Genomic DNA, 451 nt, shown 5'->3' on the forward strand with positions numbered 1-451 from the left:
GCGTGCGCATCGAACAGCATCTCGTGACTCTGGGTCGGATAGGCGACCAGCCAGAACGCCCGGCTGGCATTGAGCTTGACGTGGGCGACCACCAGGCGTCGCCGCAACCCGCCGATGAAGGCGTATTCGCAGCTCCAGTCAAACTGGAAGGCTTCGCCGGGTTCGAAGGCCAGCGGTACATAGGCCTTCCTTCGCGGTGCTTCAGCCTGCTCCTCGTGCCAGCGTCTCACGAAGGCGCTGACGCGGCCGTAGCTGCCGGCGTAGCCCTCGCCGCGGATGGCCTCGAACATGAACCGGGCCGTGCGCCGGTCACGCTTCGGGCGATGGCTGTCCGCCCGCAGCCAGCCCGTCAGTTGCGCGGCCCACTCGTCGACGACGCTCGGGCTGACGCGCTTCGGGTACTTCGGCTCAACGGCATCCGTCTGCCGAAGCCAGCTGCGCACCGTGTTCC

The 451-nt window shown here is 67.6% G+C and carries 1 protein-coding gene; it reads right to left on the minus strand.

The annotated features are described in order from the left end of the window. Positions 1-451, minus strand: a 451-nt coding sequence (locus AC3IFE_RS01475; RefSeq protein ID WP_489189382.1) for an IS21 family transposase, incomplete at both ends; no start/stop codon positions are given.

This window comes from Burkholderia sp. APQ4-4ca, assembly GCF_057837105.1.